Here is a 24,417-nt window from a genome sequence, read left to right as displayed (position 1 = left end):
CCTCCGTTGGTCACCGCCGACTCTACTGCGATCCGTCGGAACCTCCCCCGCGTTACGCCGAGAACGCCTGACGCAGGAACCAGACCGCCTGAGCGACCGCGGCTGTCGCGGCCTGCGTGGCGTGCAGGGAGTTCACCATGACGAAGTCGTGCACGATGCCCTGGTAGCGCACGGCGGTCGTGGGAACGCCCGCCTGGCGGAGCTTCGCCGCGTAGGCCTCGCCCTCGTCGCGCAGCACATCGGCCTCTGCCGTGATGACGAGCGCCTGCGGAAGGCCGGCGAGGTCGGACAGCTCGGCGCGCAGCGGCGACGCGGTGATCTGGGCGCGGTCGCTCTCGCTCGTCGTGTACTGGTCCCAGAACCAGCGCATGCCGTCGCGGGCGAGGAAGTATCCCTCGGCGAACGTCTCGTACGACGGCGTGTCGAACGCGGCGTCGGTGACAGGGTAGAAGAGCACCTGCGCGACCGGCGAGACGCCCCCGCGCTGCTTGGCGAGGAGGGTGAGCGCGGCGGTCATGTTGCCGCCGACCGAGTCGCCGGCAACGGCGAGCTTGGCGGCATCCAGGTCATGGGATGCCCCGTCGGAGACGATCCACTGCGCGGTCGCCCAGACCTGCTCGATGGCGTGCGGGTAGCGCACCTCGGGCGAACGGTCGTACTCGGGGAACACGACGGCCGCACGGGCACCGACGGCGAGGTCGCGCACGAGACGGTCGTGGGTGTGCGCGTCGCCGAAGACCCAGCCCGCGCCGTGCGTGTAGAGCACGACCGGCAGCACACCGGTGGCGCCGGCGGGGCGCACGATGCGAACCTTCACCGAACCCGAGGGTCCGCCGGCGATCTCGACCCACTCCTCGTCGATCTCGGGCTCTTCGATGGGCTCGTCCTGCACGCCGTCCACGGCGGCGCGACCGTCGGCGGGGGCGAGCTGGTAGAGGAACGGGGGCTCGCTGGTGGCGTCGACGAACGCCTGCGCGGCGGGCTCGAGGGCGAGCTTGTGGGGGTTTCCAGCCATGATCCGGTGTCTCCTTCGTGGGGCGCGTCTCGGGGTCGAGAGAGTGAGAACGCTCGTTCTCATCGCGTGATCCCCACTGTAGAGAACGCTCGTTCTCACTGTCAAGTAGACTGCCCTCATGAGCGATGAGGTTCGGGGGCACATCGTCGACGCCGCGGACGGCCTCTTCTACACGCGCGGCATCGGCCAGGTCGGCATGGACGCCGTGCGCGACGCCGCCGGTGTCTCACTGCGGGCCCTCTACAAGGAGTTCGCGTCGAAGGACGACCTGATCCTCGCCGTGCTCGACAAGCGCCACGGCATGTGGACGGACGGCGTCACCGGCGCGGTCGACGCGATCAGCGACCCGCGCGAGCGGCTGCTCGCGGTCTACGACTACCTCGCCGGCTGGTTCGACGAGGCCGACTTCCGCGGGTGCGGGTTCATCAACGCGTTCGCCGAGCTCGGAGCTGCCAACCCGGCCGTCGCCCGGACCGTGCGCGAGCACAAGATCGACTTCCAGCGGTACGTCGCCGAGCTCGTCGCCGACGCCGGTGCGCCCGCGACCCTCGCCCCGCAGCTCGCGATCCTCGCCGAGGGCGCCCAGACCACAGCCGCCATCGCCGGAACAACGGATGCCGCGGCGCAGGCCCGCGCCGCGGCGGCGACCCTCATCGACGCCGCCCTGGCGGGCTGAGCGGGCGGCGGGACGTGGCATCCGGATTCACCATCGTCACTCGCACCGATGTGCCCGTCGACGACCGCTTCGACCTCTCCCTCAGCATCGACCTGCACCTCGCGTCGATGGCGGACGCCGGTGAGCGCGCCATCGCCGGAACCACCTCCGGACGCATCGGGCTCGACGAGACCGTGACATGGCGCGCACGCCACTTCGGCGTATGGATCACGATGACCTCCCGGATCAGCTCGCTGGATCGACCGCACCGATTCGTCGACGAACAGGTCAGCGGGCCGTTCCGGCGGTTCCGGCACGAACACCTCTTCGAGCACGACGGCGCGGGGACGGTGATGACCGACGTGATCGAGGTCACCTCCCCCGTCTTCGGCGCGGTCGCCGAGCGCCTCGTGCTCGTGCCGTACCTGCGCCGACTCATCCGGCAGCGCAACGCGCACCTCCTGCAGGCGGGCGGGGGCTGAGCGGGAGGCACGCGGGCGCCGGGCCATCCCGCGCGTCAGCGGCGATCATCGATGCCGACGCGCGATGCCGGGTTCGCGGCGACCCGCCGTGCGCTCTCTGGCGGCGCTCAGCCGATCAGCGCGCCAGGTAGCCGCCGTCGACGGGGATGTACGACCCTGTGATGAGGCTTGCCGCCGGACTGGCGAGCCAGGCGACGGCCGCCCCGATCTCCTCCGGTTGGCCGATGCGGTTGAGTGCGTGCAGGCCGGGCAGGCTCGCCTGCACGTCCGCGGGCAGGTTGCGCTCGAGACCGGTGGCGACGTAGGCCGGCCCGACAGCCAACGCCCGGACACCGCGACTTCCGTACTCGAGTGCGACCGTCTTCATCAGGCCGTTGATCGCGTGCTTCGCGGCCGCATAGGGAGACATCCCGACGAGCCCCCGCACACCGCCGAGGCTGGAGATCGTGACGATCACTCCCCCGCCGCGCTCGAGCAGGGCGGGGAGCTGGAGGCGCACGCCGTAGAAGACGCCATCGAGGTTGACGTCGAGCACGCGGCGCCACTGCGCCGGCGAGATGTCCGCCGTGTCCGTCGCCGGTTGCGTGATCCCGGCGTTGTTCACCGCCACGTCCAGCCCGCCCCAGTGCGCGCGCACGAGGTCGATGGCGCGCGCGTGCTCCTCAGTCGAAGTCGTGTCGAGCGCCTGGGCCAGCGCCACGCCGCCCCGATCCGCGATCTCCGCACGCACAGCGTCCGCGGCATCGCCATCGCGGTCCGTCACCAGCACCGCCACCCCCGTCTCGGCGAGCGCGAGCGCGCACGCGCGGCCGATGCCCCGGCCCGCGCCGGTGACGAGAGCGGTGCGCATGACGCTCATCGCGACGTGATGACGACCGGCACCGCCACGGACTTCAGCCCCTCGAACCCGAACTCCATGCCGTATCCCGATCCCTTGATGCCGCCGAACGGCACCATCGGGTGGATCCCGCCGTGCTTGTTGATCCACACGGTGCCGGCCTCGAGCCGCAGCGCCACCTCACGGGTCTGCGCGGGATCGTCGCCCCACACCGACGCGCCGAGTGCGGCATCCAGTCGATTGGCCGACGCGATCGCCGACTCGACCGTGTCGTAGCGGATCACCGGAAGCACCGGCCCGAACTGCTCCTCGTCGACGATCGGGTCGCCGTCGACAGCGTCGCCGACGATCGTCGCCTCGAAGAACGTGCGCCCGAGATGTGGCGCGGGCGAGCCGCCGGTCACGATGCGGCGTCCGCGGGCGCGCGCGTCGTCGACGAGGCGCGCGACGATGTCGAACTGCATCGCGTTCTGCAGCGGACCGAGCTCGTTCGACTCGTCGACGCCGCGCCCCATCGGGGTTGCGGCGGCCTTGCGGGCGAGAGCGTCGAGCACCTGCTCGTACTGCGACTCATGCACGTACAGGCGTTTGAGCGCGGCGCACGTCTGCCCGGTGTTGATGAACGCGCCCCAGAACAGCGCGTCGAGGTGGGCGTCGATATCGGTGCCGGGAAGCACGATGCCGGCGTCGTTTCCGCCGAGTTCGAGCGTGAGCCGAGTGAGGTTCTGAGCGGATGCCGCGGCGATAGCCTTGCCCGTCGCGGTCGAACCGGTGAACATGATCTTCCCGAAGGCGGGGTGCGACGTCAGCGCCGCACCGACCGCCCGGCCGCCCGAGATGACCTGCAGCACCCCCTCGGGAAGCACCTCGTTCAAGATGCTGACGAGCGCCAGCACGCTCAGCGGTGTGTACTCCGACGGCTTCACGATGACCGCGTTGCCCATCTTCAGCGCCGGGGCGATCTGCCAGATCGTGATCATGAGCGGCCAGTTCCACGGACCCACCGCGCCGACGAGACCGACCGGCTTGTAGATGAGCTCGGAGTAGTTCTCGGCGTCGTCGACGAGCACTTCGGGGGCCACCTCGAGGTCGGCGTTCACATGGAGCCAGCCCTGCACCGCCCCCACCTCGACGCGGGCGCCGATGCCGTTGAGCGGCTTTCCCTGTTCGCGCGAGACCGCGTCGGCCAGCTCGTCGGCGACGAGCGCGACCCGCTCGGCCGCCGCATGCAGCAGCGCGCCGCGCTCGCTGGCGGGTAGTGCTGCCCATGCCGGCTGCGCGATGCGTGCCCTCGTGATCAGCGCCTCGAGGTCGTTCACGACGTGCTCGGGGGCGTAGCCGATGGTCTCGCCGGTCGCGGCATCCGGAATCGGGCGTCCGCCGTCGACGCTGACGCGCTGCAGAAGGGGGTTCATCGTTCTCATCTCCTCGAGATCGGGTGCGCTCAGACGGCGGCGTTGGTGACCGCGACGGGCGCGTCGGCTGACGCGAGCAGGAAGTCTGCCGCCTTCTCGCCGATGACTGCGGCCGGAGCGTTGGTATTGCCGGTGGTGACCGTCGGGATGACCGACGCATCGGCCACGGTGAGACCGGCGACGCCGCGCACGCGCAGCGTCGGATCGACCACGGCACGGTCGTCGGAGCCCATCCGGCACGTGCCGACCTGGTGGTGGTAGGTGATGACGTGCTCGCGGATGTAGGCGATCAGCGCATCGTCGCCGGCGCCGGGTGCAGGGTAGACGACCGCCGCCCCCCACGCGTCGGCGAGTGCGGGCTGCGCACCCACCTCGAGGCACTGGCGCACGCTGGCGAGGATGCTCGCGAGATCCCGCGGATCTTCCAGCACGTGCGGATCGATGCGGATGCCGGCAGGGTCCCCGGCGTCGGCGAGCGTGACCTCGCCACGGCTGTGGGTCGTCACGAGCCCGGCCATGAGCGTGAACCCGGTGCCCTCGAACGACATGTCGGGTTCGAGCATCGGCACGCTGAACGTGATCGGCTGGGTGTCGGGCACCGCGAGGGCGGGATCCGACTTCCAGAACCAGTGGCTCTGCGTGACCGAGCGATGGGGGGCGGGCGCCTCGACCGGCCGCTCGGTGCCGAAGATGACGGGCACCAGATAGTGGTCGTGGAGATTCTTGCCTACGGGAAGGTCGGCGACCAGCGGGATGCCGTGGTCGGCGAGCTGCTCGGCCGGGCCGATGCCGCTGCGCAGCAGCACCTCGGCCGAGCCGAACGTTCCCCCGGCCAGCACGATCTCATCCGCCGTCAGAACCTCGAGCTGACCGTCGAACTCGATCTCGAGCCCCGTGGCACGGCCGTCCGCCACGATGACCCGCCGCACGACGACCCCGGTGCGCACATCGAGCGTTCCGGCAGCGACGGCCGGGTGCGCGTAGGCGTCCCACGTGCTCACCCGGTCGCCGTCTTCGACCGTCACCTGCTGACGGGAGACACCCTCGATCGACCCCGAGTTGTAGTCGGGGTTGCGCTCGAGCCCCCACTCCACGGCGGCGTCGATGATCGACTCCTGAATCGGATGCATCGGCTGGTTCTCCTCGATCGGGAGCAACCCCTCTGTGCCGCGCGCGGGATCCGGCGCGCCGCGCCAGCCCTCGATGCGCCGGTAGACCGGTTCGACGTCCGCCCAGGCCCAGCCGGGGCATCCGTCCGCCGCCCAGCCATCGAAGTCGGACGGCAGGCAGCGCACCCAGATCGCGGCGTTCAGGGAATGGGACCCGCCGAGCACCCGCCCGCGCGGCAGATGGATGCGGCGGCCCGCCGCGTGCGCCTGCGGTGCCGTGTAGTAGTCCCAGTCACGCTCGGTGTGCCAGAGGTCGGGGATGTGACTGAGGTCCTGCACGAGCTCGGTGCGGTTGGAGGGGCCCGCCTCGACGATCAGCACCCGCTTGCCGGCGTCGGCGAGTCGGCGGGCGACGATCGATCCGGAGGTCCCCGCGCCCACGACGATGTAGGGGTAGTGGGTCATGATTGCTCCTCTGCTTCGGTGAGTCGGTAGGCGGCCGCGAGCTGCTCGGGCTGATCGCGCAGCGTCGCCGCGCTCTCACGGAGGGTGACCTCCCCCTGCGCGAGCACGACGGCCGAGGTCGCGAGATCGAGCGCGACATGGGTGAACTGCTCGATGAGAAGGATGCCGACGCCGCGCGCGGCGACGCTGCGCAGGACCGGTACGAGACGCGCGACGATCACCGGCGCCAGTCCGAGCGACATCTCGTCGATGACGAGGTATTCGGGGCGGGCGGCGAGCGCGCTTGCGAGCGCGAGCATCTGCTGCTGTCCGCCCGAGAGCGAGCCCGCCGCACGGTCGGCGAACCCGTGCATCTCGGGGAAGATGTCGAGCATCTCCTCGACGGCGGCACCGCGGTCGCGCCGCGGCAGGAGGACAGCCGCGATCTTCAGGTTGTCGGCGACCGAGATGTCGGTGAAGACGCGGTGGCCCTCCTGCATGGTCGCGAGACCCGCCCGCCGCACCCGGTTCGGACGCAGCCCGCGGATCGCCCGGCCGTCGAGCTCGATGTCGCCGCGGATGTCGCGCAGCAGCCCCGCGACCGCCAGCACGAGCGAGGACTTCCCCGCCCCGTTCGCCCCGAGCAGCGCCGTCACCTCGCCGCGCGGGACGGTGAGATCGACACCGCGCACCACCTCGCGCCCGCCACGACGGATCGTGAGGTCGCGGATCGCCAGCTGCTCGCTCATGCCTTCTCCTCCTCGATACCGAGATACGCCTTGCGGACGTCGGGGGACGTGAGCACCTCGGCCGTTGACCCGGCCGCGATGCGGCGCCCGAAGTCGAGCACCGCGACGGTCGCGCACGCGGCACGCACGAGATCCATGTCGTGGTCGACGAGGAGGACCAGCGCGCCGGTCGTCGCCGGAATCCCGGTGATCACCCCGAGGAGCATCTCCGACTCGGCCGGATCGAGACCGGCGGCGGGCTCGTCGAGCAGCACGAGACGCGGCTCGCCGACGACGCAGCGGGCGATCTCGACGAGACGCCGTTCGAGGATCGTGAGGTCGCTCCCGAGTCGGTCCCGCCCATCCAGGCCCACGTAGTCGAGCGCGGCGTCGACCGACGCTCGGGTCGCGCCCGAGTTCTCCGCCGCGAGGAGGAGGTTCTCACGCACGGTCAACGACCGGATCACCTGCTCCTGCTGGAACGATCGGCGCAGCCCCCAGCGGGCGCGACGATGCCGCGGCACGGCCAGCAGCGACTCCCCGTCGATGTGCACACTCCCCTCCGCGGGGATGGCGAACCCGGAGAGCACGTTGAAGGTCGTGGTCTTGCCGGCACCGTTCGGTCCGATGATCCCGCAGACGCCGTCCTCGAACTCGAGGCTGACCGCGTCGAGCGGGGTGACGCCCCCATAGCGCACGGTGACGCGATCGATGACGAGGCGGCTCATGCGGTCACCTCGCGTGCACGTGAGGCACGGCGCGGTGTTCGCCATCGACGCGCCAGCGCGGCGACCGAGCCGGCGATGCCGATCGGATTGGTCGTGATGGCCTGGATCGTGCCGAGGCCCAGGATGATGAACACGAGATCGCCGCTCACTCCCCAGGCCTGGAGCAGCACGGGCACGCCGTAGAAGAAGATGCCGCCGATCACGGCGCCGCTCAGTGAGAACGTGCCGCCGATGAGCACCGTCGCGAACAGCAGCACGGACTGCTGCGCGCTGAAGGTCGTCCCGGTGGAGTCGAGCACCCCCGTGTTGGCCGCGAGGAGCGCCCCCGACAGACCGGTGATGAAGCTGGTGATCAGGAGGGCCAGAATGCGATAACGCGTCACCGGGATGCCGAGGGTGATGGCGCCCGCCTCACCCTGCCGGATCGCCGCCCAGGCGCGTCCCACCCGGGAGGACAGGAGCCACCAGACAGCGAGGAACACGACCGCGACGACCACCGCGACATACCGGAAGTAGGCATCGTCCGAGGCACCCCAGGTCGGCCGCGGCATGGTGTCGGGAACCGTGCCGGCGGGGAGACGCCCGAGGAACCCGGTTCCGCCGTTCGGGAACCCGGTCGCCGTGATGACGACCTGGATGCCGCCCGCGATCATGAGGGTCACGATCGCGAGGGAGAGTCCCGAGAGCTTGAGAGCGGGAAGGCTCAGGAGCGTTCCGATGAGCGCCGTGACGACGGCCGCCGCCACCGCGACCAGCTCGAACGGCAGATCGGTCGCGTAGTAGAGGCGCAGCGTCACCCATCCGCCGACAGCGACGAGGGCGATCTGCATGAGCGACACGAGTCCGAGGCGCCCGTAGAGGATGCCGGCGGCGAGGGCGGCGAGCGAGTAGATCGCGCATGCGGTGAGCGCGAAGAGGCCGGACCCCTGGCCGATACCGGGGAGGAACGGGATGACCACCGCCAGCGCGAGGCCCACGAGGAGGCCGATCGCGCCGACACGGGTGTTTCGGCGGGCGAGGAAGGAGATCATGAGCGCACCACTCCGATGGTCAGCACGCGACGTCGGCCGATGAGGATGACGACGGTGGCGATGAGGAAGGGGACGATCGTCGCGTAGGCGGTGATCGGCTCCCACGCCGACGCGAGGGTCTGCAGGACACCGATCACGAGTCCGCCGACCAGCGTGAGCCACAGTGAGGAGAAGCGTCCGATCACGACGGCCGCGAGCTCGGGGATGATGAGGAAGGTCAGGAAGGCGGGCTCCAGGCGGGTCTGGTTGGCGAGAAGGATGCCGGAGGCTCCGGCGATCGCGCCCGACAGCGCCCAGGCGACGTTCTCGACGAGTCGCACGTTCGTGCCGACGACCGAGGCGAGCTCGCGGTCGCTGGCGAGCGCTCGCATCGACATGCCGATGCTCGTGTAGCGGAAGGCCAGCACCGTGGCGACGACGACGAGCACGGCGAGCAGGAGGCAGATGATCTGCGTGAGGTTCACGCGGCTGCCGCCGACGTTGATCGCGATCGAGCTGGTGTCGAGCCGCAGAGTGCGGGCCTTGTCGTTCCAGGTGAACAGCAGCACGCCGATGATGACGAGGGCGAAACCGAGGGTGGCGATCGCCTTGCGCAGCTCGTCGATGCGCGCGAGATAGGGGCCGGCGAGCAGCCCGAACAGCAGGGCGGCCGCAGCCGCGATCAGGATGCACACGGCGATCCCGATCGCGGGCTGCAGACGTCCTTGGGTGGGAACCAGCTGCCACAGCAGCATCGCGGCCAACGCACCGATGGCGCCGTGGGCGAAGTTGAGGACGCCGGTCGTGCGGTAGAGCACGAGCACCCCGACTCCGGACAGGGCGTACACCGAACCGATCACGAGGCCGGCGACGAGGAAGGGCAGCAGATTCATGGTGTGATCAGTTCCCCGTCAGAAGACCCTGGGACTGCTCGGCCTGTTCGATCGAGGTCAGTTCGGGGTCCGTCACGTTCTGGCAGCCCTCGAGCTCCTGCCACTCGCCGTTGACGAGCTTTGCCATGCGGGTCGCGTGGTTGGCGTGATGCTGGTCGGCGACGCCGTAGTACCACGGGGCGCACAGGAGGTCGGAGGAGAAGCCCTTGATTCCGAGGAGCGCCTGCGAGACGGTGTCGCGGGTGATCTTCGACGGATCCGGGAACTGCTTGATGAGGGTGTCGGTGAAGATCTTGGCGGCGAGGAAGCCGGCCTGGCTGAACGTGTCGCGCGGCGCGTCGGCGGCCGCGTACTTGTCCATCACGGCCTTCCAGAGGGTCTGGTCGGCGCCGGTCGTGGTCGTGACGAGCTGCAGCTCGGAGTTGGCGACGAAGCCGTCCCAGTACTGGCCGATCTGTTGCCCGAACTGCTTGTCGTAGCAGGATGCCGTGCACGACCACTGGATCGACCCCTTCGCGTCCTGCTGCTCGGCCGCGGTGAGGATCGACGCGGTGATCGGCGCCGGGTCCGCGATGACGAGGCTCGTCGCGCCGCTCGAGGAGATCTGGCTCACGAGCGGAAGCCAGTTGCTCTCGTTCGGGTCGGAGAGCACATTGCCGACGAGATCGATACCCTTCGACTTCGCGTAGGCCGAGATTCCGGATGCCACCCAGTCGCCGTTGCCCGGGGTGTTGATGCCGATCGCGAAGAACTTGCCGGCCTGCCCGGCGCGCTCGAAGTACTGCAGCGTGGCGAGGGCGGAGATGCGGGGTCCGGCGTTGACGGGCGCGAGGTTCGACGACGAGAAGCAGGACTGCGGAACCCCGACGCCGAGGATCGAGTAGAGCCCCGCCGCTTTGTAGGCGTCGTTCTGCTGCTGGCAGCCGACGAACGAGGCGTCGCCCACCGAGGCCACGATCGAGGAGTCGGACGCATAGCCGGTCGCGATCTGCGCCGTCTTGGTGGGGTCGAGAGCGTCGTCTCCGACCTGGTAGGAGATCGGGCGGCCGTTGATCCCGCCGTTGTCGTTGATGCAGTCGAAGTAGGCCTTGGCCGAATTCGGGGAGGACGAGAAGTCGACGCCGCCGGATTCGGTGGCGATGGCGACGACCTTGATCGGGGTTCCGGTGGCCTTCTGGCCGTTGCCGAGGCCGCACGCGGCCGTCCCGGCGGCCGCCGAGCCGCCGGATGTGGGGGACGCAGAGGTGTCGGCAACACATCCCGCGAGAGCGATGACAGCTGTTGTCGCCGCTACCGCGAGCAGTGCCCGCATGGTGCGATTCATGGGTGTACTCCTTCGTACGAGATGCGACGCGAGGGACAGCTGCGTCGCGGACAGCCTCGCAATACCGGCGCGGGGGCCGTTGAACGGCGAGGCACCCGCATTGCACGTGCGTGCACAACGTCTTCCAGGCGCCGTAGCCGCGACGTCGTCGGTCATATACGATGCAGACCACGCGGTCACCGGCGACCGCGACTCGTTGGAGGTAACCCCGAATGCTCCACGCCACCCCGAGCCCGCTCCACCACATCGACTCGTTCACGGCCTTCCGTGAGAGCGTGCGCGATACGTTCGTCCCCCTGCAGGTTTCCAGTCGGCGCCCGCACCATTTCCACGCCGCGGCGCGCAGCGCCGAGCTGCGCGACCTGAAGATCGTCGAGATCGCCGCCGATCCGCATGTGGTCGAGCGCACACGCCGCCTCGTCGCCGAGTCGGAGTCCGAACCGAGCTACAAGGTGAGCCTGATGGTCGAAGGCTCCGGCTTCATCTGCCAGGACGGCCGCGACGTCGTGCTGTCACCGGGCGACATCGCCGTCTATGACACGACTCGTCCGTACACGCTCGCATTCGACGACTCATCGATCCGCACGATCGTCGCCATGTTCCCCAAGCGGCTCGTCGACCTGTCCGACGATCGCATCGCCCGGCTGACGGCGACTGCGCTGGGCAAGGACGACCACCTGGGGAGCATGGTCGGCGGCGTGCTCCTGCAACTGGCCGGGCGACTCGAGGCGGTCAGCACCGCGACAGGCTGGCGATTGGCGCGCAATGCGGTCGACCTCGTCAATATCCTGCTGCGAGACTCGCTGCCGGCGACGGAGGGCGCTGGCGGCGAACGGCTGATCGATCGGATCTACTCGTACATCGACGCAGTGCTCGAAGACCCGGGCGTCACGCCGTCGCTCATCGCGGACGCCCATTTCATCTCGGTGCGCTATCTGCATTCGCTGTTCCAGTCCGAGGGGATGAGCGTCGGCTCCTACATCCGGCTGCGCCGCATCGAGCGATGCCGCGACGAACTCGCCGACCCGGACTTCGCGGACATGACCGTGACGGCGATCGCCGCCCGCTGGTCGTTCGCCGACGTGGCCCATTTCTCGCGCACGTTCAAGTCTGTCTACGGCGAGACCCCGTCCGAGTTCCGGTCCCGGATGACCCGCCGCTGACGTCGCCCCGGGAGGGACACACTGCGCGCCGATTCAACATCTGCGCGCTCCGACGCAACCGCCCCGCGTCCGGGCACGCGAGCCTTCACACAGCGGCACGACGATGCGCCGCGGGGAAGGACACTCGCATGAACGACGCGACCGGCACGGCGACGCAGGTCCTGTTCGTCGCTCCCGGCATGATCGACACGGTCACCGGCCCGGCACCCGTGCCCGCGGCATCCGATGTCGTGGTCGCCGTCGACCGCGTCGGCATCTGCGGAACCGATCTGCACCTGCTCGACGGCGAGATCGGTGACCCGTTCCCGCTGGTGCCCGGTCACGAGTTCGTCGGAACGGTGATCTCTATCGGCACCGAGGCGGCCCGCCCGGGGTTGCGCGTCGGTGATCGCGTCGTGGTGGAGATGCTGCTGGCCTGCGGGCGGTGCGCGCGATGCCGCGAGGGTCGTCGCAACCTCTGTGAGCGGGACGATCCCGCGGTCTCACCTGCGGCGGGGCGCCAGATGGGCGTGAACATCCCCCGCACGCTCTCGCCCTTCACCGGCGGGTACGGCACCCACCTGGTGGTTCCCCCTGAGGGCGTCATCCACGTGCTTCCGCCCACGCTCCAGAACGACGTCGCGGTGCTCACCGAGCCTCTCGCGGTCGCGGTGCGGGCGGTCGAGCGCGGTCGCGTCGGCCTCGGCGACGACGTCGTGATCATCGGCCCGGGCCCGATCGGTCTGCTCGTCGCAGCGGTTGCGTCGGCGGCCGGTGCCCGGCACGTCATCGTCGTCGGCGGTCGCCCCGAGCGGCGGGTGCTCGCACGCTCGTTCGGCGCGACGGACACCCTCGCAGAGCGCGGGGCCGAGCTCCACTCGCGGATTCGCCACCTGCTCCCCGGCGGTCCGGACGTGGTCATCGAGTGCGCCGGGAATCCCACGGCGCAGCAGGACGCGATCCGTCTGGTCCGGCGCGGCGGTCGGGTTGTGCTCGCCGGGGCATGTGGCGGCGGCGCGGCGCTCACGATCGCACCGGATGAGGACCTCCTCACCCGGGAGATCGACATCCTGCCGTCGTTCCTTGCCGCGGGCGGCTATGAACGCGCCATCACGCTGCTCGATCAGGCGCGATTCCCGTTCGCCTCGCTCATCACCCACATCTTCCCGCTCGATGAGGCGAGCACCGCGCTCGCCGCCGTTCGCGGTCGTACGGAGGGGCTGATCAAGGCCGTACTCCTCATCCCCTCCCCCTCACCCACTCTCACCGGAGGTCACTGATGTCCCATTCCGAGAACGTCACCGTCTCGCGCACGACCCACGATGCCGACCAGGGCACGTGGAAGTCATACGACGACTTCGCGACCGGAATCGACACTTATCGGATGCCGCAGGCCGACCTCGCCGGACGATCGATCGCCTGGGAGTTCGACGGCGGCATCGGTCTCGCCGTGGACGTCCTGGCCGATGGCACCGCCCGGTGGCGGTCGGCAGCCCTTCTGAGCACACCGGATGGCACGGTGGACCCGTACGACGCGGTGCGTGTGCGCGACGACGTGGTGTTCTTCAACCTGCCCCTCACGTCGCGGTCTCAGGACGCGATCACGGTGTTCTGGTCGGAGACGACCGGTCGCGCACTGATCATCCACTCCGTGATCGGCGAGCCGCGACCGGGAATGCCGCAGGTGCAGCAGACGATCGCCGCGGGGCGTGTCGTCGGACAAGATGTGACGGGGGTGAAGCCCGCGCCGTCGCGCGATCTGATCGGCTTCCGCGAGCTCGTGCGCTACAGCCCCGTGCACCTGTACGAGCACGTGTTCCTCTCGAGCGAGCGCTACTGCTGGCAGTGCCTCCACGGCGAGCAGCGCGGGCACGGCGACGTCGACATGTCGTCGGTGTGGAAGTTCGACGACTCCGGCCTCTACCTGTTCACGTTCCGCGAGTTCGTGATCCCGGTCGCGAGCGTCTGGCTGCACGACCTCGGCTACGCGCTGCGCACGACGGGGATCTTCCTCGGCACCGCGCCCGGCGGCGGCGCCGACCACCGCCTCGCGGGCGGCCACATCTATCCGCTCGGCAACGTCGTGTACCCCGACGTCGAGCCCGTCTGACCCACCGAAAGGACACCCGCATGAGCCGCGCTCACGACATCATCACGCGACACTACGAGGCCAGCGCCGGCGGCGATCTCGCCGGGATGCTCGCCCCCATCGAGCCCGACACGACCTGGACCGAGGCGGCCGGGTTCCCGCGTGCGGGCACCTACGTCGGCCCCGACGCCGTGCGCGTCCACGTGTTCGACGCACTCGCCCGCGACTTCGACGGCTATCGCTTCGACCTCGACGAGCTCGTCGACGCGGGCGATGTGCAGGTCGGCATCGGCACGTACTCGGGCACCTTCCGCGAGACGGGGCGCCCGTTCACCGCGCGGGTCGCGCACATCTGGCGGCTGGCATCCGACCGGGTGGTCAGCTTCGAGCAGATCGTCGACAGCGCGCAGGTTCGGACAGCGATGACGCCATGAGCGCACCCGCCCGTCCCGCCTCGGCGAGCATCCCCCCGATCGGACTGGCGGTCGCGGGCGTGCGGGGCAGCGGCGGCATCCATGTCGTCTCAGCGGCGATCGACGACGGCTTCCGCCTGATCGTCACCGACCCTGACTACGACAACGACGGCACGGTCGGCGCGGCGATTGCCGCGGCAGCCGTCCCGCGTGATCTCGTCACGGTCGCGACCCGGCTGCCCGCGAGTCGCACGAGCGCGAACGAGGCGACGAAGTTCGTCGAGGAGTTTCTGCTGCGCACCCAGCTGGAGCACATCGATCTCATGCTGGTGCCGTGGATCGGGGCGGCGCGCTCGCTGGCGGCCTGGCACTCTCTCGCGAAGGCCCGGGTGCGAGGCCTCGTCAGCCGCGTGGGTGTCGCGGGGTTCGGCGCGGCGGAGAGTGACGCCCTTCTCGAGGCGACCGGAGATCGGCCGGCCGTCGACAAGATCGTCGTGCACCCGCTCGCTCCCCAGCGCGAGTTGCGGCGCGACCTCGATGGCCGAGGCGTCAGGGTGCTCGCCGCGCATCCGACGGGCCTCGGAGACGGGATGCTGCGGCATCCGGTGCTCGTGCGCGCCGCACGCGAGGAGGGTCTCACCCCGGCGCAGCTGGCGATCGCCTGGTCGGCGGCTCGGGGGATGATCCCGCTGCCGACGGCGAGATTCCCGGCCCGGCAACGCGAGAACCTCGCCGCGCTCGATCGACCGCTGGCGGAGTCGACGCTCGCCGTCATCGACCGCGTGTGCCCCGACGGCCCGTCGCGGATCGAGACGATCGCCGGGTGAGCGGCGCCGGGGTCGTCGCGCAGTGAGGGTTCGCATCGCAACCTCGCTGGTGAACCCGCCGCAGCGCGCGAGGTATGCGGCATCCCCATGGCGGATGCCGCGGCCCCGCGTCAGCCGCCGAGAGCCGTGACGACGGCGAGCGAGTCCACGTAGTCGCGCCAGCCGACGATGCGTCGATCGACGAGGGTGACGACGGAGCAGAACCGGTTGTCGTGCGCGCGGCCCGCCGCCGTGCGTCCGTGCACCTCGTATTCGAGCGTCACGACGCCACGGTCGGCGTCGTGCGCGACCTGCAGCCCGTCGGCCCGCTCGATCTGCATGTCGTAGCCGGCGAACCAGTCCATGTAGGCCGCGCGCCCGCGGATGACGGGCCCGAACCCGGCGAAGACGTAACGGAACTCGAACTCGGCGTCCTCCGCCACGGCGTCGCAGAAGTGCTCACCGTCGACGAGATCACCCAGCCCCTCCCGCACGACCGCGTAGAACGGATCGGCGTTCGGCCGGAACGCAGGGTGCGAGCGGTCGGCGGGTTCGTGGTGGTGCGGCAGGGTCATGCGGACCTCTTTTCGGCGGTGCCCCTGGAGGGACTCGAACCCCCAACCGTTTCCTTAGGACGGAACTGCTCTTCCATTGAGCTACAGAGGCTGGCCCTCCGAGTCTAGCGGCGCCTCACCCGCCGGATTCGGATGCCGCGGCCCCCTGTGCGGCCGCGACGACGCCTTCCACGCTCTGCTCCAGGAACGCCACGATCTGCTCGACCGGGGTGCCGGTGCCGAGGGCGAGGTCGAGGAGCACTTCCTGGGCGAACACGACCCAGGAGTGGAGGGCGACCCGCAGCATCCGGGTGTCGCGATAGCCGAGCTCGCCGTAGACCTCCAGCAGGCGGGCGGCCTGCGCATCGCGGGCTTCGTCGACCACCCGGCTCGCCTCGGCGTCGCGGCTCGACGACCCGCGCACCAGGGAGGCGAAGACGCCGCTGTGCTCGCGCACGAACATGACGATGCGGGTGAGGGTGTCGTGCAGGCGCTCCCGCGGGGCGAGGTCGCGGCGCGGGGTGGTCGCGTGCAGCATGCCGTCGCGGGCGAGGGTGACGACGTCGCGGTGCAGGCCCTGCTTCGAGCCGAAGTAGTGGAAGACGAGGCCGCGGGAGACGCCGGCCTGCTCCGAGAGCACCTCGATGGTCAGCTCGTCGAGGGGGCGCGTGGCGAGGAATGCCACACCGAGGGCGGTGAGCTGCTCCCGTCGCTCCTCGGGCGTCAACCGCGTACGACGCACCCCGACCATGGCTATGACCATACTGTCGACACCTCCCCTCCTCCGGGCGCGCCATCGGCGTCGCACCCGGACTGTGAGGACTTTCTCACCAACGTGTCCACCTTATTGACAATTAGTCAATGGTGTCTATCATCGTGTCAGAACCACCCGCAGCACAGCCGCTGCACCCCGCAGCAATGACGCTGCACCTCACCCCCCGGAGGACACAATGAAGTTCCGCAACATCGCGCGCTCGCGCGCAGGACGTATCGCCATCGTCGCCGTCCCGGTCGCCGTCGTCACCTCGGTGCTCGCCGGCGGCGTCGCCCAGGGCCAGGTGCCCGTCTCGTTCTCGGTCTCGGGCAGCTCGTTCCAGATCTCCGCCACCGAGCTCGCCGGCACTGGCTTCTCCCAGTACTCGGGCGTCGCCACCGACGCGAAGGGCGGCCAGCACAGCGTCGCGATCGCCAACATCAAGTCGGCGTCGCTCACGGCGCTCTGCCAGGCCGTCATCACCGACACCCCGCTCGGCAAGGTGGGCCTGCTGGTCACCGCCGGCGGCGAGGGCACCCCTGCCACCGCGACCGACCTGCAGATCGGCATGACCGACCTCAAGGGCGACTCGTCGTTCGGCAACATCCGCATCGGCGTCGACGCCTCGCAGGTGAACACGAACGCGAAGGGCACGGCGGGCGAGTTCGCCCAGGACGCCGACACCATCACGATCAAGAACCTGCAGCAGATCGCGTGGAGCACCCAGGCGGGCGTCTTCAACCTCGCCAACATGCACGTGCAGATCACCGACGGGTCGAAGGGCTGCTTCTGAGCAGCCCCATGACCACCGTTCCTCGAACCCGATCGGAGGCTGCTGCCATGTCCACTCGACGTGCCCGCTTCGCCGCCTGGTCCCGCCGGCGGCCCCTCGTCGGCGCGATCCTCATCGCTGTCGGCGGCGTGGAGATGTTCTTCTCCGGTCAGCTCGACCTCGGCAACATCCAGGTGCAGCTCGGCTTCTCGGGGCTGCAGGCGACCATCATCCCGGTCGCCCTGGTGCTGTTGGGCGTGCTGATCGTCGCGATGCCCATGCATCGCATCTTCTACGGTGTGATCGCTCTGGCGATCTCGATCTACTCACTCGTCGGCGTCAACCTCGGCGGCTTCATCATCGGGATGGTGGTCTCCACCGTCGGTGGCGTGATCGCCGTGTCATGGGTGCCCGCCGACGGTGAGCGTCGCCTGCGCCGCCGCGAGGCGAAGCGGGCCACCCGCCAGGACGAGGAGGCTGCGGCGGAGGAGGGCGATGCGGACGGCGCCACCGCCGATCTGACGATCGACGAGATCACGGCGGCGAGCGCATCATGATCCGCCATCGCCTTGCCATCGCGGCCGCCGCGGTGGTCGGATGCCTCGTGGTCGGCGCCGCGACCGTCGGTGCCGCCCGCTCCCCCGAAGCCCCGACCGGCCTGTGCATCCCACTGCTGATGAACTGCAGCACGCCGACGCCGACGCCGACCCCGTCGCCGTCGCAGACCTCGGGCAGCTTGCTGCCGGGTCTGCCGTCACTGCCGGGTCTCGGCGGCGGATCCACCTCACCGACGACGCCGACCTCCCCGGGCACGCCCACCACCCCGACGCAGACCAACGCGTCATGGGGACAGGCGATCTTCGACCAGGGCGCACCGACCCTCACGAAGTACCCGGCGCAGCTGGGCGCGCAGGGTCTCTCGTTCACGGGGCTCAAGGGCATCGCACTCGTCACGGTGCGCACGGTCGACGGAACGCTCGAGCCGGCCATCCGCATCAGCGCCGACTCGGTCACGGTGCAGGGCTTCTCGCTCACGGTGCGCCAGTTCACCGGCCCGTCGCTCGCGACCACCGCCGACAGCATGACGCTCAGCGGCGACGCCCAGGTCTACCTGAGCTCACTGACGGCCGTGCTGCCGACGGGTCAGGCCATCACGATCGGGCAGGACACGCCGCCACCCGCCGACGGCATCACCTCGCTGCTGCGGGTGACGTTCGGTCTGCTGGGCGCCACGGCTCACAACATCACCTACCCCAACACCCACCAGTCGTTGACCGACGGCTGAGTCGCCCCGGGAGGGACGCGAGGGGGCGGATGCCGCGGCATCCGCCCCCTCGTGGTGTCACCGGAAGTCGCGGGACCGATGCTCGACGCCGACTCTCAGGTCTTCGAAACGGTCGGCGAGGATGTTCGCGACGCCCTCGGGCGACCGTTCGAGCATGCCCCGCACGATGAGGGCGGGAGCGTCGCGCGCGAGCGTGCGGTGACGGTTCCAGACGCCGACCGAGCAGATGACGTTGACGAGGCCGTGCTCGTCCTCGAGGTTGAGGAAGGTCACCCCCGACGCTGTCGCGGGACGCTGCCGGTGGGTCACGAGCCCCGCCACCTCGACTCGGCGACCGTCTTCGTGGGTGCGCAGCTCGGCGGAGGTGAGCACTCCGCGCGCGTCGAGTCCGGAACGGTAGTGGGTCATCGGGTGGTCGTCGGTCGAGATGCCCGTCGCCCACAGGTCGGCGGCGAGCGTCTCGTAGCTCGACGGGTCGGAGAACAGCGGCGGCTGCACGGCGACGATCGAGTCGGGCAGGTACTCGGGGCGGTCCTGCGCGGCGGCGCCCGCACTCCACAGGGCGTCGCGCCGCGACATCCCGAAGCAGGCGAACACGTCGGCTGTGGCGAGCGCCTCGACCTGCGCCTCGGTAATGCTCGTGCGGCGCACCAGGTCGCGCATGTCGCGGAACAGCCCCCCGGCGTCGCGGGCGGCCACGATGCGCCCGGCGACGTCGGCGCCGATCCCGCGGATCGCCGCGAGCCCGAGCCGCACCGCGAACCCGCCGTCGCGACGATGAGCGGCGCTCTCATCGGGGGCCGCCGGGTCGAAGGGCGCCACCGGCGGCTGGTCACGGTGGGCGCACGCGGGGCGCCCGGTCGGCGCGGGACGCGCGGCCGGTGCGGCGGGCATGCGATCGTCGGCGGGTAGGGGGCGGGGCGCGGCATCCGCCCCGGCGTCACCCGGGGGCGCGGCGGGCGCGGCATCCGCCCCGGCGAGCGGCTCGAGCCCTGCCTCGACGCCCGAGAGCTGCAGGTCGGGCTTGCGCACCTCGACGCCATGACGCCGGGCGTCGGCGGTGAGGGTCGCAGGCGAGTAGAACCCCATCGGCTGGGCGCGCAGCAGCCCGGCGAGGAACGCCCCCGGGTAGTGCAGCTTGATCCACGAGCTGGCGTAGACCAGCAGCCCGAACGACAGCGAGTGCGACTCGGCGAACCCGAAGTTCGCGAACGCCTGGATCTTCGCGTAGATCGCATCGGCATCGTCGCCCACGAGCCCGTGCTCGGCCATGCCGGCGTAGAGCTTCTCCCGTAGCGAGTCGATGCGTTCGAGACCCCGCTTCGACCCCATCGCCCGCCGCATGAGGTCGGCGTCCTCGCCGGTGAGCCCGCCGACGGCCATGGCCATCTGCATGAGCTGCTCCTGGAAGATCGGGATGCCGAGCGTGCGCGCGAGCACCGGCTCGAGCTTCGGGTGCGGGTAGGTCACTTTCTCGCGGCCCAGCTTGCGGCGCACGAACGGATGCACCGCCCCGCCCTGGATCGGCCCCGGCCGGATGAGCGCGATCTCGACGACGAGGTCGTAGAACGAGCGCGGCTGCAGCCGCGGGAGCAGCCCCATCTGCGCCCGCGACTCCACCTGGAACACTCCGATCGAGTCGGCCCGGCACAGCATGTCGTAGACCGCCGCCTCTTCTTTCGGCAGGGTCGCGAGCGTCCACTCCTCCCCCGTCGAGGCGCGGATCAGATCGAAGCAGTACTGCAGGGCCGCGAGCATGCCGAGCCCCAGCAGGTCGAACTTGACGAGCCCCATCCACGCGGCGTCGTCCTTGTCCCACTGGATGACGGTGCGCCCCGGCATCCGCGCATGCTCGATCGGCACCACCTCGCCCACCGGACGGTCGGTGAGCACCATGCCGCCCGAGTGGATGCCGAGATGGCGAGGCGCCTTCAGCAGCGCCGAGGCGTACTCGATGACCTGATCGGGGATGTCGTGCCCCTCGCCGGTGTCGAGCGACGCACCCCACCGCTCGACCTGCTTCGACCAGGCGTCCTGCTGCCCCGGCGAGTAGCCGAGGGCGCGGGCCATGTCGCGCACCGCGTTCTTCGGCCGGTACTGGATGACGTTCGCGACCTGGGCGGCGTTGTGACGTCCGTAGGTGGCGTAGACCCACTGGATGATCTCCTCGCGCCGATCGGAGTCGAAGTCGACGTCGATGTCGGGCTCCTCGTCGCGCAGGCTCGACAGGAACCGTTCGAACGGCAGCCGGTAGAAGATCGCGTCGACGGCGGTGATGCCGAGCAGATAGCAGACGGCGCTGTTAGCCGCGGAGCCGCGACCCTGGCAGAGGATGCCGCGGCGACGCGCCTCCTGCACGATGCCGTGCACGATGAGGAAGTAGCCCGGGAAGTCCTTCTGCTCGATGACCGCCAGCTCGTTCTCGATGCGGCGGCGGTCGTCGTCGCCGAGCCGGGGATAGATGACGGGCACCGCATCCCACACCAGCTGCCGCAGCCACGACATGGGGGTGTGTCCGGGCGGCACCGGCAGCTTCGGCAGCGCCGGCTTCGCGCGACGCAGCGGGAACGCCAGCTCGTCGGCGAGCACGACCGAGCGGGCGACCGCACCGGGGTACCGGGCGAACCGGGTCGCCATCTCGGCGCCCGACCGCAGGAACGCGCCGCCGTGCGCCGGCAGCCAGCCGTCGAGCTCGTCCATGCTGCGGTTCGCCCGCACCGCCGCGACGGCGGCCGCGAGGGTGCGGGTGCGAGGGTCGGCGTAGTGCACGTTGCCGGTCGCGACCGTCGCGAGCGACCGGTCGGCGGCGAGCGCGGCGAGCAGGTCGTTGTCGGCGCTGTCGCGCACCCCGCCCTGGTCGAGCAGCTCGACGACGACCTGGTCGGCGCCGAACAGGTCGACCAGCGTGTCGAGGGCGTCGGCCGCCGCCCGTGCACCGCCCGCGGCGAGTGCGGAGCGCACGGCGCCCTTGCGGCATCCGGTCAGAATCGTCCAGGCGCCGTCCGCCTGCTCGGCCAGGGTCGGCAGGTCGTAGACGGGCTTGCCCTTCTCGGCCCCGGTGAGCTGACCGTGGGTGAGGGCGGCGGCGAGCCGGTGGTAGCCCTCCTGTCCGCGCGCGAGCACCAGCAGGTGGGTGCCCTCGGGGTCGGCGCGACCGTTCTGCACCGCGGTGAGCTCGAGCGACAGCTCGGCCCCGAACACGGTGCGCACGCTGCGCTGCTCGGCGGCCTCGGCGAACCGCACGATGCCGTAGAAGCCGTCGTGGTCGGTGATCGCCAGCGCGTGCAGCCCCAGCCGCTCCGCCTCCTCGACGAGCTCCTCGGGCGATGAGGCGCCGTCGAGGAAGGAGTAGGAGGAGTGCGCGTGCAGCTCGGCGTAGGGCACGACCGCCTCGGGCCGCTCGATCGGCGGGGCGACGTAGGGCCCGCGCTTGTGCGACCACGCCGGGCTGTCACCGCCGTCGGCGCCGGCCGGGGTGTCGCGGGGGCGCCGCCGGTCGCTCAGCGCCCGCTCGAGCTCCGACCAGGGCACGGCCGGGTTGTGCCAGCCCATCAGTCGTACCGCCCCTCGATCGACCAGACCCCCGCCTCGCACACCAGCAGCCACGCGCTCTGGCGGGCGTCGACGATCTGGAACCGGTGCGCGATGCGGCGGCGTGCGGCATCCCATTCGCGTTCGATCACCGGCCACGGCCCCGCCCACGACGTCACTCCGAGTCGGCGCCCCTCGACCGTGAGCTGGTGGGGAACGGCGGAGAGGATGCCGCGCTCGTCGACGCCGACCGTCTCACCGTCGACGTCGACGACGGCCGCCGCCCGCTCGGGACGATAGACCGTCGCCGGCAGCGGCGAGGGCAGCGACCCCGGCCAGGGGCGCCCCCGTTCACGAGCGAGCACCACCCGGTCGCCCCACGGCACGAGCACCTCGCGCTCGGCGAGCCAGCGCCCGCCGCCGAGCGTCGGGGTGAGCACGCCGCGGTGGCCGAGCATGGCCTGCACGCGCGAGAGCGCGTGGTGCACCCGTTCGTCGGGACCCGAGCCGAACCCGGCGAGGCGCGGCGCATGGTGGGAGGCCTGTTCGACGGCGGCGGGCTCGAGCCGCACGAGCACGACCCCGCTCGCGAGGGCGTCGTCTTCGGCGAGCTGCCAGCGCACCCGGTCGATGACCGCCGCGGCGTCGAACGACCCCGGGTGCAGCCACACCCGCTCGCCGTGCTCGCCGCGGTCGCCGGTGAGCGCGACCCGCAGCTCGGTGCAGACGAGACGCTGGTCGTCGAGGCGGGCGATGAACGCGTCGGCGGTGCGGCGCAGCGCGAAGCCGACCTGCTCGGCGATCTCGAGCGGCGGGTCGAAGGCGATCTCGGCGTGCAGCTCGGCGGGCGGTGTGCGCGGCTGCACGACCCGGGAGTCGAGCCCGGCGGCGAGCGCGTGCAGCCTCTCGCCGACGGGACCGAGGCGTGCCGCGACCCGCTCGACCTCGAGCGCGGCGAACTCTCCGAGCGTGTGCACCCCGAGGCGTGCGAGCAGGTGCACGATCTCGGCGCCCGTGTCGGCGGCGTCGGCGAGCACCGTCGCGGGCAGCGGGGCGAGGAAGGCGGCGGCGGCCCCGGCGGCGACCACCCGCACCGGGTCGCGCGCCGTGGTCGCCGCGCGGGCCGCCCGCTCAGCGGTGAAGGGACCGTCGGCGACCCCGGCGCGCACGTCGGCGACGCCCGCCTCACCGAGGGCCGCGCGCAGCACCTGCGCGGCCCGTTCCTCGCCCTCGTAGTAGCGCGCGGGGCCCCGGGCGCGCAGCGCGCACAGCCCCGCCCGCACGATCTGCACTCCGGGGGCGAGCTGTTCGACGCGGCTCACGAGGGGCAGGAACAGCCGGTTGTCGCGGGCGTCGTCGGCGGCGGCCACCCGCAGCGCGGGGCACCGCGCCTGGGCGTCGCGCCGTTTCATCCCCCGACGCACCCCGTCGGCGCGGGCCGCCGCCGAGCAGGCGACGACGAGGTTGCCGGCGACGATCGCGACGGCCCCTTCCTCCCCGGGCGGAGTGCCCTCCTCGCGAGCGAGCGCGGCGACGGGCCAGTCGGGGACCCACAGGACGAGGCTGCGCGCGGGGGCCGCCATCATCCCACCGCCCGCAGCAGCGGCACCGCCGCCGGCTCCCGCTCTGCGACCACCCCGTCGGGTGCGGCCACCGCCCGTTCGGGCGCGATGCCGGCGAGCGCGCCGGCGGGGTCGGGCAGCAACAGCCGCGCCCGCCGCGGCACGCCCGCCTGCCGGGTCTGCACCGACACGGTGAGCGCACGCGAGCGCAGATAGCCGTCACCGGCACCCAGCCCGCTCCACTCGGGGGATTCGAGACCGATGGATGCCGCGGCCTGCGGCCACACCCCCTGCACGAGCAGCACCGCGTTGCGTTCGCGCAGCCGGGCGCCGAACCGCGACGCGTCGGCGTCGGACACCCTCCCGGCAGGGCGCACCGCGACGACCGGCAGCACGTCGGCGAGGGTGGCCGCGACGGCGAGCCAGCGCGGCCCCGGGTCGGGCACGAGCACGAGTCGCGACAGGTCGACGCCGAGATCGGATGCCGCCTCCGCCCCCAATTCGGGAACCCCCACCACCGCGCACCATGACCCCGTCCGCGAGGGCGCGGCCAGCAGGGAGAGCAGGAGTGAGGTGGAGGGGCCGAGCGCATAGGCTGCGCCGGCACGGAGTCCGCCGCCGGGCAGGAGCCCGGCGAGGGCGGAATGCGTGGGCAGGATCGGGGCGTCGAGCGAGCGACCCTGCATGCGGTCGAGTTGCGCGCGGAGCCGCAGCACCTCGGCGGCGGCGTCTTCTCGCACGATGACCTTCACTCCGACAGATTAGAACGTATGTTCCATTCCTTCAACGTCGTTTTCGAAGATATGAGCGACCACCGACATCCGCTCGCCCCACCGCGTCGCGCCCCGAGGAGACCCCGACGTGGGCG

The 24,417-nt window shown here is 71.0% G+C and carries 24 protein-coding genes and 1 tRNA gene; 10 read left to right on the top strand and 15 right to left on the bottom strand.

Annotation, left to right across the window (positions count from 1 at the left end; translation table 11 throughout):
- Positions 1-52: 52 nt before the first annotated feature.
- A complete protein-coding gene (locus BGO15_RS03435; RefSeq protein WP_056210202.1) occupies positions 53-1,015 on the bottom strand; it encodes an alpha/beta hydrolase in 963 nt (320 codons plus the stop codon).
- Positions 1,016-1,133: 118 nt separating this feature from the next.
- On the opposite strand from BGO15_RS03435, the gene BGO15_RS03430 reads away from it, so the two are divergent.
- Together BGO15_RS03430 and BGO15_RS03425 are read left to right on the top strand one after the other, a co-directional pair.
- A complete protein-coding gene (locus BGO15_RS03430; RefSeq protein ID WP_056210204.1) occupies positions 1,134-1,691 on the top strand; it encodes a TetR/AcrR family transcriptional regulator in 558 nt (185 codons plus the stop codon).
- Positions 1,692-1,705: 14 nt separating this feature from the next.
- Positions 1,706-2,152, top strand: coding sequence for an SRPBCC family protein (locus BGO15_RS03425; RefSeq protein WP_056210206.1), 447 nt, complete (start codon positions 1,706-1,708; stop codon positions 2,150-2,152).
- Positions 2,153-2,267: 115 nt separating this feature from the next.
- On the opposite strand, the gene BGO15_RS03420 is transcribed toward BGO15_RS03425, so the two are convergent.
- The 8 genes from BGO15_RS03420 to BGO15_RS03385 are packed head-to-tail and all read right to left on the bottom strand — an operon-like array spanning position 2,268 to position 10,641.
- A complete protein-coding gene (locus BGO15_RS03420) occupies positions 2,268-3,002 on the bottom strand; it encodes an SDR family NAD(P)-dependent oxidoreductase (protein WP_235557419.1) in 735 nt (244 codons plus the stop codon).
- A gap of 5 nt (positions 3,003-3,007) precedes the next feature.
- Positions 3,008-4,414, bottom strand: a complete 1,407-nt coding sequence (locus BGO15_RS03415; RefSeq protein ID WP_045248589.1) for an aldehyde dehydrogenase family protein — start codon at positions 4,412-4,414, stop codon at positions 3,008-3,010.
- Positions 4,415-4,434: 20 nt separating this feature from the next.
- The gene (locus BGO15_RS03410) at positions 4,435-5,979 is read right to left on the bottom strand and encodes a GMC family oxidoreductase (protein ID WP_056519138.1); all 1,545 of its coding nucleotides are present in this window, start codon (positions 5,977-5,979) and stop codon (positions 4,435-4,437) included.
- Entirely contained in the window at positions 5,976-6,707 is a 732-nt protein-coding gene (locus tag BGO15_RS03405) for an ABC transporter ATP-binding protein (RefSeq protein WP_056519141.1), read from the bottom strand. Before BGO15_RS03405 ends, BGO15_RS03410 begins: the two co-directional genes overlap by 4 nt.
- The gene (locus tag BGO15_RS03400) at positions 6,704-7,414 is read right to left on the bottom strand and encodes an ABC transporter ATP-binding protein (protein WP_056210211.1); all 711 of its coding nucleotides are present in this window, start codon (positions 7,412-7,414) and stop codon (positions 6,704-6,706) included. Before BGO15_RS03400 ends, BGO15_RS03405 begins: the two co-directional genes overlap by 4 nt.
- Positions 7,411-8,445: a branched-chain amino acid ABC transporter permease gene (locus BGO15_RS03395; protein WP_056210213.1), complete on the bottom strand. Its 1,035-nt coding sequence runs from the start codon at positions 8,443-8,445 to the stop codon at positions 7,411-7,413. The genes BGO15_RS03400 and BGO15_RS03395 overlap by 4 nt, the downstream gene beginning before the upstream one ends.
- Positions 8,442-9,317: a branched-chain amino acid ABC transporter permease gene (locus tag BGO15_RS03390; protein ID WP_056210215.1), complete on the bottom strand. Its 876-nt coding sequence runs from the start codon at positions 9,315-9,317 to the stop codon at positions 8,442-8,444. The genes BGO15_RS03395 and BGO15_RS03390 overlap by 4 nt, the downstream gene beginning before the upstream one ends.
- Positions 9,318-9,324: 7 nt before the next feature.
- A complete protein-coding gene (locus BGO15_RS03385; protein WP_056519143.1) occupies positions 9,325-10,641 on the bottom strand; it encodes an ABC transporter substrate-binding protein in 1,317 nt (438 codons plus the stop codon).
- 212 nt (positions 10,642-10,853) lie between these two features.
- Here BGO15_RS03385 and BGO15_RS03380 point away from each other — a divergent pair, with 212 nt between their 5' ends.
- From BGO15_RS03380 to BGO15_RS03360, 5 genes are all read left to right on the top strand, one after another.
- A complete protein-coding gene (locus BGO15_RS03380) occupies positions 10,854-11,804 on the top strand; it encodes an AraC-like ligand-binding domain-containing protein (RefSeq protein WP_056519145.1) in 951 nt (316 codons plus the stop codon).
- Positions 11,805-11,932: 128 nt separating this feature from the next.
- Positions 11,933-13,063 (top strand): zinc-dependent alcohol dehydrogenase, encoded by a 1,131-nt coding sequence (locus BGO15_RS03375; RefSeq protein ID WP_056210217.1) that lies wholly within the window; start codon positions 11,933-11,935, stop codon positions 13,061-13,063.
- On the top strand, positions 13,063-13,893 hold the full coding sequence (locus tag BGO15_RS03370) for a MoaF C-terminal domain-containing protein (protein WP_056210219.1): 831 nt from the start codon (positions 13,063-13,065) through the stop codon (positions 13,891-13,893). Before BGO15_RS03375 ends, BGO15_RS03370 begins: the two co-directional genes overlap by 1 nt.
- A 20-nt stretch (positions 13,894-13,913) precedes the next feature.
- The gene (locus BGO15_RS03365) at positions 13,914-14,306 is read left to right on the top strand and encodes a nuclear transport factor 2 family protein (protein ID WP_056210221.1); all 393 of its coding nucleotides are present in this window, start codon (positions 13,914-13,916) and stop codon (positions 14,304-14,306) included.
- Positions 14,303-15,112, top strand: coding sequence for an aldo/keto reductase (locus tag BGO15_RS03360; RefSeq protein WP_056519148.1), 810 nt, complete (start codon positions 14,303-14,305; stop codon positions 15,110-15,112). Before BGO15_RS03365 ends, BGO15_RS03360 begins: the two co-directional genes overlap by 4 nt.
- Before the next feature lie 110 nt (positions 15,113-15,222).
- Here BGO15_RS03360 and BGO15_RS03355 read toward each other — a convergent pair whose 3' ends face one another.
- The 3 genes from BGO15_RS03355 to BGO15_RS03345 form a co-directional block, all read right to left on the bottom strand.
- Positions 15,223-15,666 (bottom strand): nuclear transport factor 2 family protein, encoded by a 444-nt coding sequence (locus tag BGO15_RS03355; RefSeq protein ID WP_056210226.1) that lies wholly within the window; start codon positions 15,664-15,666, stop codon positions 15,223-15,225.
- A gap of 19 nt (positions 15,667-15,685) precedes the next feature.
- A tRNA-Arg gene (locus BGO15_RS03350) sits at positions 15,686-15,757 on the bottom strand.
- 24 nt (positions 15,758-15,781) lie between these two features.
- Positions 15,782-16,396: a TetR/AcrR family transcriptional regulator gene (locus tag BGO15_RS03345; protein ID WP_045246100.1), complete on the bottom strand. Its 615-nt coding sequence runs from the start codon at positions 16,394-16,396 to the stop codon at positions 15,782-15,784.
- Between the two features lie 199 nt (positions 16,397-16,595).
- On the opposite strand from BGO15_RS03345, the gene BGO15_RS03340 reads away from it, so the two are divergent.
- From BGO15_RS03340 to BGO15_RS03330, 3 genes are read left to right on the top strand one after another with little or no spacing between them, the layout of a single operon-like run.
- The gene (locus tag BGO15_RS03340) at positions 16,596-17,192 is read left to right on the top strand and encodes a DUF6230 family protein (protein WP_045246099.1); all 597 of its coding nucleotides are present in this window, start codon (positions 16,596-16,598) and stop codon (positions 17,190-17,192) included.
- A 47-nt stretch (positions 17,193-17,239) separates the two neighbouring features.
- Positions 17,240-17,728 (top strand): DUF6114 domain-containing protein, encoded by a 489-nt coding sequence (locus BGO15_RS03335; protein ID WP_200930936.1) that lies wholly within the window; start codon positions 17,240-17,242, stop codon positions 17,726-17,728.
- Positions 17,725-18,456: a hypothetical protein gene (locus tag BGO15_RS03330; protein WP_056519150.1), complete on the top strand. Its 732-nt coding sequence runs from the start codon at positions 17,725-17,727 to the stop codon at positions 18,454-18,456. Before BGO15_RS03335 ends, BGO15_RS03330 begins: the two co-directional genes overlap by 4 nt.
- Before the next feature lie 57 nt (positions 18,457-18,513).
- Here the strand turns inward: BGO15_RS03330 and BGO15_RS03325 are convergent, their stop codons facing one another.
- From BGO15_RS03325 to imuA', 3 genes are read right to left on the bottom strand one after another with little or no spacing between them, the layout of a single operon-like run.
- Positions 18,514-22,008: an error-prone DNA polymerase gene (locus BGO15_RS03325; protein WP_056210230.1), complete on the bottom strand. Its 3,495-nt coding sequence runs from the start codon at positions 22,006-22,008 to the stop codon at positions 18,514-18,516.
- Positions 22,008-23,570, bottom strand: a complete 1,563-nt coding sequence (locus BGO15_RS03320; RefSeq protein ID WP_056210232.1) for a DNA polymerase Y family protein — start codon at positions 23,568-23,570, stop codon at positions 22,008-22,010. The genes BGO15_RS03325 and BGO15_RS03320 overlap by 1 nt, the downstream gene beginning before the upstream one ends.
- Complete coding sequence (imuA', locus tag BGO15_RS03315) at positions 23,570-24,301, bottom strand: DnaE2-dependent mutagenesis accessory factor ImuA' (protein ID WP_200934398.1); 732 nt, start codon at positions 24,299-24,301, stop codon at positions 23,570-23,572. Before imuA' ends, BGO15_RS03320 begins: the two co-directional genes overlap by 1 nt.
- Positions 24,302-24,417: the final 116 nt, after the last annotated feature.

This window comes from Microbacterium sp. 71-23 (genome assembly GCF_001897265.1).
In the GTDB taxonomy this organism is placed as follows: domain Bacteria; phylum Actinomycetota; class Actinomycetes; order Actinomycetales; family Microbacteriaceae; genus Microbacterium; species Microbacterium ginsengisoli.
This window is presented reverse-complemented; position numbering and strand designations above follow the sequence as displayed.